The organism is Streptomyces sp. NPDC102462, assembly GCF_044765425.1.
Classification (GTDB): domain Bacteria; phylum Actinomycetota; class Actinomycetes; order Streptomycetales; family Streptomycetaceae; genus Streptomyces.
Map to the genome: position 1 here is coordinate 139,483 of NZ_JBIWKB010000020.1, position 6,000 is coordinate 145,482.

Consider the following 6,000-nt stretch of genomic DNA (forward strand, 5'->3'; position numbering starts at 1 on the left):
CCCGGCATCGACTCCGCCGCCACACGGCCCCCTTCTGTCCGCTTTATCCGGTTGTTGTCATGGCGTATCTCACGTCCGAGTGGTATCGCGCTGTGACGTAGCCGACTTCGATAAGTCGACTTGTTGATTTAGATTCCAGCAGCGCGTATGAGTTACGAGCACGTCAACCGGCGCCGAGGGGCTTCGCCCTGGAGAGGAGCCACCGTGGCCAGCATCCCCCCGCAGCGTGGCGGGTCCACGCGGTTGCGCGCGATCCAGGAGCCCGTCCCACGGCAGTACCGGTTCGTCCACGGCCACCGTTGGGCCTTCCGCATGGCGGGCAGCGGTCCGGCCGTGCTGCTGATCCACGGCATCGGCGACTCGTCCGACACCTGGGCCGAGCTGATTCCCGAACTCGCCCGGCACCACACGGTCATCGCCCCGGACCTGCTCGGCCACGGTTGCTCCGACAAGCCGCGCGGCGACTACTCGGTCCCCGCGTACGCCAACGGCATGCGGGACCTGCTGGGCGTGCTGGACATCGACCGGGTGACGCTGGTCGGACACTCCCTCGGCGGCGGTGTGGCCATGCAGTTCGCGTACCAGTTCCCGGGCCGCACCGAGCGGCTGGCGCTGGTGAGCACCGGCGGGGTGGGCCGCGGTGTCACCCCGGCGTTGCGCCTGGCCTCGCTGCCCGGGGCCCATCTCGGCCTCGCCATGTTGCGGCTTCCGACGGTACGGGCGCAGACCGCGGTCGTGGTCCGGCTGCTGCGCCTGCTCGACACCGGGCTCGGCGTGGACGCGCCGGATCTGCTGCGCGTGGTGGACGCGCTGCCCGACTCGGCCTCCCGTGACGCGTTCATCCGCACGCTGCGCGCGGTGGTGGACTGGCGTGGTCAGGTGGTGTCCATGCTGGACCGCTGCTACCTCACCGCCGGCATGCCGACCCTGCTGGTCTGGGGCTCACGCGACCAGGTGGTGCCCGCCGGGCAAGCCGGCGTGGCGCACGCGGCGATGCCCGGCAGCCGTCTGGAGATCTTCGAGGGCTCGGGACACTTTCCGTTCCGCGCCGATCCGCACCGTTTTCTGGCGGTACTGGAGGACTTCATCGCCACGACGCAGCCGGTCAGCCGCAGCCCGGAGGAATGGCGGGAGCGGCTGCGCTCCGAGGGGCGCCGGGCGCATTGACCACGAGCGTGCGGCGAGCCGGTCCCGCCCGACGGGCCCCACGCACCCGCGCGCAGCGCGCCGTCAGTCGAACTCGCTGGGGTGGGGCGCCGGGGTCTTTCCGGCGAGGACGTCCTTCAGCCGCTGCGCACCCGCCCGCACGGCCGCCTCGGTGCTGGTGCGATCGGCGCCCGAGAGGCCGCCGTTGATGACGGTGGCCCCGGAGGCGACCACCCGGAGCGCGGCGACGTCCGTGGTGAGGGTGACCGGCTGCCCGTTGGCGGTGCCCTTCACCGTCACGGTGACCCCCGCCCGGTCGTCGCCGGCGGGGGGCAGCGTGGCCGACACCACCTGGACGGTCCGCTTGCCGCCGTCGGAGCCGGTCACGGTGAACTGGCCGCACTTGCGCGGCAGGCTCCGGAACCAGTCCAGGGACTTCTTCACCGAAGCCTCGCCGTAGTCGCCGACCTGGTACAGCAGCCGGGCCCGCGGATCGGTGAACCCGGTGAGCGCCGAGGCGCCGGGCGCACGGCCCAGCAGGCTGTCGGAGTACAGGCCGTCAAGGAGCCGCTGGCAGTCGGCCGCGGCGGCCTTGCCCTTGAGGAACGCGGCGACGTCGACCTTGCCCATCAGCAGTCTGTCCCGCCAGGAGGCGGCGTCGTTCGCCTGCGTCCAGTCGTCCTCGAGGTCGGCCGCGGTGATCAGCGCGGCCTTCGCGCCCGCCCTCGTGAGCGCGGGGGTGGCGGACGGGCTCGGGGACCGGCCGGGATCGGCCGCGGCCTGCGGGGAGCGCTCGGCGGCGGGGGAGGCGGGCGCCGTGTCCAAGGCCCCGTCGGCGTCCGAGCAGGCGCCCGTGGCCAGCAGTGATCCGGCGGCCAGGGCCGAGGCGAGGACACGCGCGTGACGGTACGGACGGTTCATCGGGGCTGCCTCCTCGCGACGCGGTACGTCCCTCCACGCCACCACCGGGCGGCCCGGCCGACCAGCGTGACCGGACCGTTCGGGTGAACCGGCGGGACAGGACCGTGTGCCGCGCGGCGGGCGGTGTCCCAGGGGTGGACGCCCCCTTGACGTGCCCGCGGGCGCGGATCGACACTCCAGAAGGGAATCCTAGTGAAAAGGTAGGGAAACGATGAGGCGCCGTGGGACGAGCACCGGCCGTGGCCGCCGAGCGCCGTCGCTGCCCCTGCTGACCTCCCGCCGGCACATCGACCTGCTGCGGGTCTGCAGCGCGATCAGCCTCCCGGGCTGACCGTCCCGCGCTCCCGGCCGACCGGGGCCCCTCGCACCCACCGACCGACGACGCTTCGGCCGCGCACAGCCGCGCGCCCACACCCGGGGAGACGCATGTCCACGTTCCGCACGCCGCTCGCCGCCCTCCCGTCCGCCCAGCGGCCCGCCCGCTTCCGGGGCAGGATCGGCCGGGACGCGCGCAGCGGCCACTACGCCGTGCCCCGCCGCTACCGGCTCCACCTCACCACCGCCTGTCCCGACGGCCTGCGGATAGCCGTCGGCCACAGCCTCCTCGCCCTCGACGACATCTGTCCTGTCACCCTCCTCGACGCCGTCCCGGACTGTCCCGGCGGCGGCCACTCGGCGCTGCGCCCGCTCTACGAGGCGAGCGCGCACCGCTACCCGGGACCGGCGCTCGCGCCGGTGCTCAGCGACGACTGGTCGGGCCGGATCGTCAGCACCCACGCCCCCGACATCCTGCGCGACCTCGACCGCTGCTTCGGCGACGGCCGCGACCGGCTCTACCCGTGCGGCACCGAGGCCGGGATCGAGGAGATCGAGCGGCTGTGCGCGCAGGGCATCGAGGAGGCCGCGCAGCGGGCGGGCCGGGCCGGCGCGGACGCGACCGAGCGGGCCGCGGCGCTCGACGTCCTGCTCGGCACCCTGGCCGGACTGGAACGGCGGCTCACCGGACGGGAGTTCCTGATCGGCGACAAACTCACCGCAGCCGACGTCGAGTTGTGGGTCGCGCTGGTGCAACTCGACACCGTGCACCGCCATCACCTCGACGCCGCCGCCGTGCACCGCGTGGCCGCTCATCCGGCGCTGTGGGCGCACGCCCGGCGCCTGGCGGGGCGGCCCGCCTTCGGCGCGCACCTCGACCTGGACGGCATCGCCCGCCGTCATCACGCCCGCTGCGCGGGCCTGGAGGCGGCCGGCTCGGCCGTGCAGATCCTGGACTGGGCGCGGCATGCGGCCGGCGCCCTGGGACCCCGGCGCGGCTGAGCGGGCAGGGGCCGGTCCATTCAGCGGACGGGCGTTGACATACGTCGGCCCAACTGCCTTACTTACCGCTCAGCACGGTCATGAGTGTCAGCGACAAGCCCTGGCTCGCTGGCCGGCAACCCTCGCGCCGCGGTGGGGTGCCCCAGGTGACGACCGGACCGGATGACGCTTCGGTAAGCGCGAGGGCCCCGCGGGGGCCGGAAATGCGAGTGACGCGAGTGACGGACCTGTACGCAGCCGACGGGACGGCCGACGGCCGCACCCGAAGCCGCGTACATCCGTACGCGGGTCTGCTCGTCGCCGACCGGGCGGTCGACCTGCTCCGCGTGAACAGCGCACTGTGTACCGCTTCGGGCCCTGCCCGTCGCCGGGGCTGACGCCACCTCCGGCCCCCGCGTTCCCGACGCACACCGATCGAGCGGTGTGCCGCTGCCCGCCCCTCCCCGGTCCCCGTGCCCCTCCCGTGCGCCGCGCCGCACCCTGGCCCCGCCGGCTCGACGCCGGCCGGCCCAGCGCCGCCGCGGCCACACGGGTCGCTCCGCCGGCCCGGGGGTGCCCCGACCCCGCCGGAGCCCGCCATGTCCGAATCCCCGGGCGGCGCCGTGTCCCTCACCGCGCCGCCACCAGCCGACACACCGTCAAAAACCCTGTCCGCCCAGCGAGTCGTACCGCTGCGCCGCCCCGGCCGATGGATCGTCACGGCCGTCGTGCTGGTGGTCGTGGCACAGATCGCACACGGACTGGCCACCAACCCCTTCTACCAGTGGGACCGCTTCCGCTACTGGTTCCTGCGCCCCACCATCCTCGACGGCCTGCTCATCACCCTCGAAGTGACCGCGCTCAGCGCCGTGCTCGGCCTGCTCGGCGGCATCCTGCTGGCCCTCGGCCGGCTCTCCGGGAGCCCCGTGCTGCGCGCCGTCAGCTGGACGTACACCTGGCTGTTCCGGTCCGTGCCGCTCATCGTCGTACTGATCTTCCTCTACAACTTCTCGGCCCTGTACCGGACGGTGAGCCTCGGCGTCCCCTTCGGTCCCGCGTTCGTCACCTTCGACGAGTCCCGGCTGGCCACCGACATGGTGGTCGCCGTGGTCGGGCTCGGCCTCAACGAGGCGGCGTACGCCTCGGAGGTGGTCCGCGGCGGCATCCTCTCCGTCGACCAGGGCCAGCACGAGGCCGCCGCAGCGCTCGGCCTGCCGAGGCGCTACCAGTTCACCCGGATCGTGTTCCCGCAGGCCCTCAGGTCCATCACCCCGAACTACGTCAACCAGCTCATCGGCCTGATCAAGGCCACGTCCCTGGTGTTCTACGTGTCGCTGCTCGACCTGTTCGGCTCGGTGCAGACCATGGGCAGCACCTACCCCGGCGACATCGTGCCGCTGCTGCTGGTCGCCACCGTCTGGTACCTGATCCTCACCAGCGTCGTGTCCGTCGTCCAGTTCTACGTCGAGCGGTACTTCGCCCGGGGCGCCACCCGCACCCTGCCGCCGACGCCCTGGCAGCGGGCCCGCTCCGGCCTCGTCGCACTGCGCGCCCGACTGCGCCGGGAGGCCGCCGTATGACCGCAGGCCCGCCCGCCCAGCAGGCTCCCGTCGCCCTGGAGGTGCACAACGTGCACAAGTGGTACGGCGCCCATCGCGTCCTCGACGGCATCGACCTGACCGTGCGCCCCGGCGAGGTCACCGTCGTCATCGGCCCGTCCGGGTCAGGCAAGTCCACGCTGCTGCGGGTGATCAACCACCTGGAGCGGCCCGAGATCGGACACGTCAGCGTCGGCGGCGAACCGATCGGGGTCAGACGCAGCGGCAAGCGGCTGAAGGAACTGAGCGAGCGGGCGATCCTGGCCCAGCGCAGCCGGATCGGCTTCGTCTTCCAGAACTTCAACCTGTTCCCGCACCTGACCGCGCTCGACAACGTGGCCGCCGCCCCCGTGGCCACCGGGCGGCTCACCCGGCCCGCGGCCCGGGAACTCGCCCGTGACCTGCTCACCCGGGTCGGCCTCGGCGACCGGACGGACGCCTATCCGCGGCAGCTGTCCGGCGGCCAGCAGCAGCGCGTCGCGATCGCCCGCGCCCTCGCGCTGCGCCCCGGCATCATCCTGTTCGACGAGCCGACCTCGGCGCTCGACCCGGAACTCGTCGGCGAGGTGCTGTCCGTCATCAAGGACCTCGCGACCAGCGGCACCACCCTCGTCATCGTCACCCACGAGATCGGATTCGCCCGCGAGGTCGCCGACCGGATCGTCTTCATCGACGGCGGACGGATCGTCGAACAGGGCCCGCCCGCCGCGGTGCTCGACCACCCCCGGCACGAGCGGACCAGGGACTTCCTGAGCAAGGTCCTGTGAAGTCCGCTGCGGTTCGACAGCGCCCCGAAGGGGCGCGGGGAACTGCGCGACCAGCCACGACGGTGCCGCAGGCGACCGACGGCATATCCCGGCATTTCCAGCGGAGCGCTCAGCTCCCTCGCAGCCACTCACCCCCAGCGACCCCGCACCCGCTCACACCAGCTCACCCCCAGCGACGAAGGACATCCCAATCGTGTTGTCAAGCCGCAGCCGTGACGGTAGGTGAAGCGTGATAGCACGCTCCGTCACGGATCATGGCCCACAGGACGTTG

At 73.0% G+C, this 6,000-nt stretch carries 6 protein-coding genes and 1 riboswitch; of the genes, 5 read left to right on the forward strand and 1 reads right to left on the reverse strand.

What is annotated here, in order from left to right; genetic code table 11:
* Positions 1-204: 204 nt before the first annotated feature.
* Entirely contained in the window at positions 205-1,167 is a 963-nt protein-coding gene (locus ACIRFL_RS19495) for an alpha/beta fold hydrolase (RefSeq protein WP_404029868.1), read from the forward strand.
* 63 nt (positions 1,168-1,230) lie between these two features.
* On the opposite strand, the gene ACIRFL_RS19500 is transcribed toward ACIRFL_RS19495, so the two are convergent.
* Positions 1,231-2,067, reverse strand: a complete 837-nt coding sequence (locus tag ACIRFL_RS19500; protein ID WP_404029869.1) for a hypothetical protein — start codon at positions 2,065-2,067, stop codon at positions 1,231-1,233.
* Between the two features lie 211 nt (positions 2,068-2,278).
* On the opposite strand from ACIRFL_RS19500, the gene ACIRFL_RS19505 reads away from it, so the two are divergent.
* The 4 genes from ACIRFL_RS19505 (at position 2,279) to ACIRFL_RS19520 (ending at position 5,728) form a co-directional block, all read left to right on the forward strand.
* On the forward strand, positions 2,279-2,398 hold the full coding sequence (locus ACIRFL_RS19505) for a putative leader peptide (protein WP_404029871.1): 120 nt from the start codon (positions 2,279-2,281) through the stop codon (positions 2,396-2,398).
* A gap of 95 nt (positions 2,399-2,493) precedes the next feature.
* Entirely contained in the window at positions 2,494-3,384 is an 891-nt protein-coding gene (locus ACIRFL_RS19510; protein WP_404029873.1) for a glutathione S-transferase C-terminal domain-containing protein, read from the forward strand.
* Positions 3,385-3,460: 76 nt separating this feature from the next.
* A riboswitch (SAM riboswitch) is annotated at positions 3,461-3,570 on the forward strand.
* 392 nt (positions 3,571-3,962) lie between these two features.
* On the forward strand, positions 3,963-4,943 hold the full coding sequence (locus ACIRFL_RS19515; protein ID WP_404029875.1) for an amino acid ABC transporter permease: 981 nt from the start codon (positions 3,963-3,965) through the stop codon (positions 4,941-4,943).
* The gene (locus ACIRFL_RS19520; protein WP_404029877.1) at positions 4,940-5,728 is read left to right on the forward strand and encodes an amino acid ABC transporter ATP-binding protein; all 789 of its coding nucleotides are present in this window, start codon (positions 4,940-4,942) and stop codon (positions 5,726-5,728) included. Before ACIRFL_RS19515 ends, ACIRFL_RS19520 begins: the two co-directional genes overlap by 4 nt.
* Positions 5,729-6,000: the final 272 nt, after the last annotated feature.

What these genes read in the sequence shown, in the direction of transcription:
- ACIRFL_RS19505 (WP_404029871.1), top strand. Translation starts at nt 2,279, where the DNA reads ATGAGGCGCCGTGGGACGAGCACCGGCCGTGGCCGCCGAGCGCCGTCG.
- ACIRFL_RS19520 (WP_404029877.1), top strand. Translation starts at nt 4,940, where the DNA reads ATGACCGCAGGCCCGCCCGCCCAGCAGGCTCCCGTCGCCCTGGAGGTG.
- ACIRFL_RS19510 (WP_404029873.1), top strand. Translation starts at nt 2,494, where the DNA reads ATGTCCACGTTCCGCACGCCGCTCGCCGCCCTCCCGTCCGCCCAGCGG.
- ACIRFL_RS19500 (WP_404029869.1), bottom strand. Translation starts at nt 2,067, where the DNA reads ATGAACCGTCCGTACCGTCACGCGCGTGTCCTCGCCTCGGCCCTGGCC.
- ACIRFL_RS19515 (WP_404029875.1), top strand. Translation starts at nt 3,963, where the DNA reads ATGTCCGAATCCCCGGGCGGCGCCGTGTCCCTCACCGCGCCGCCACCA.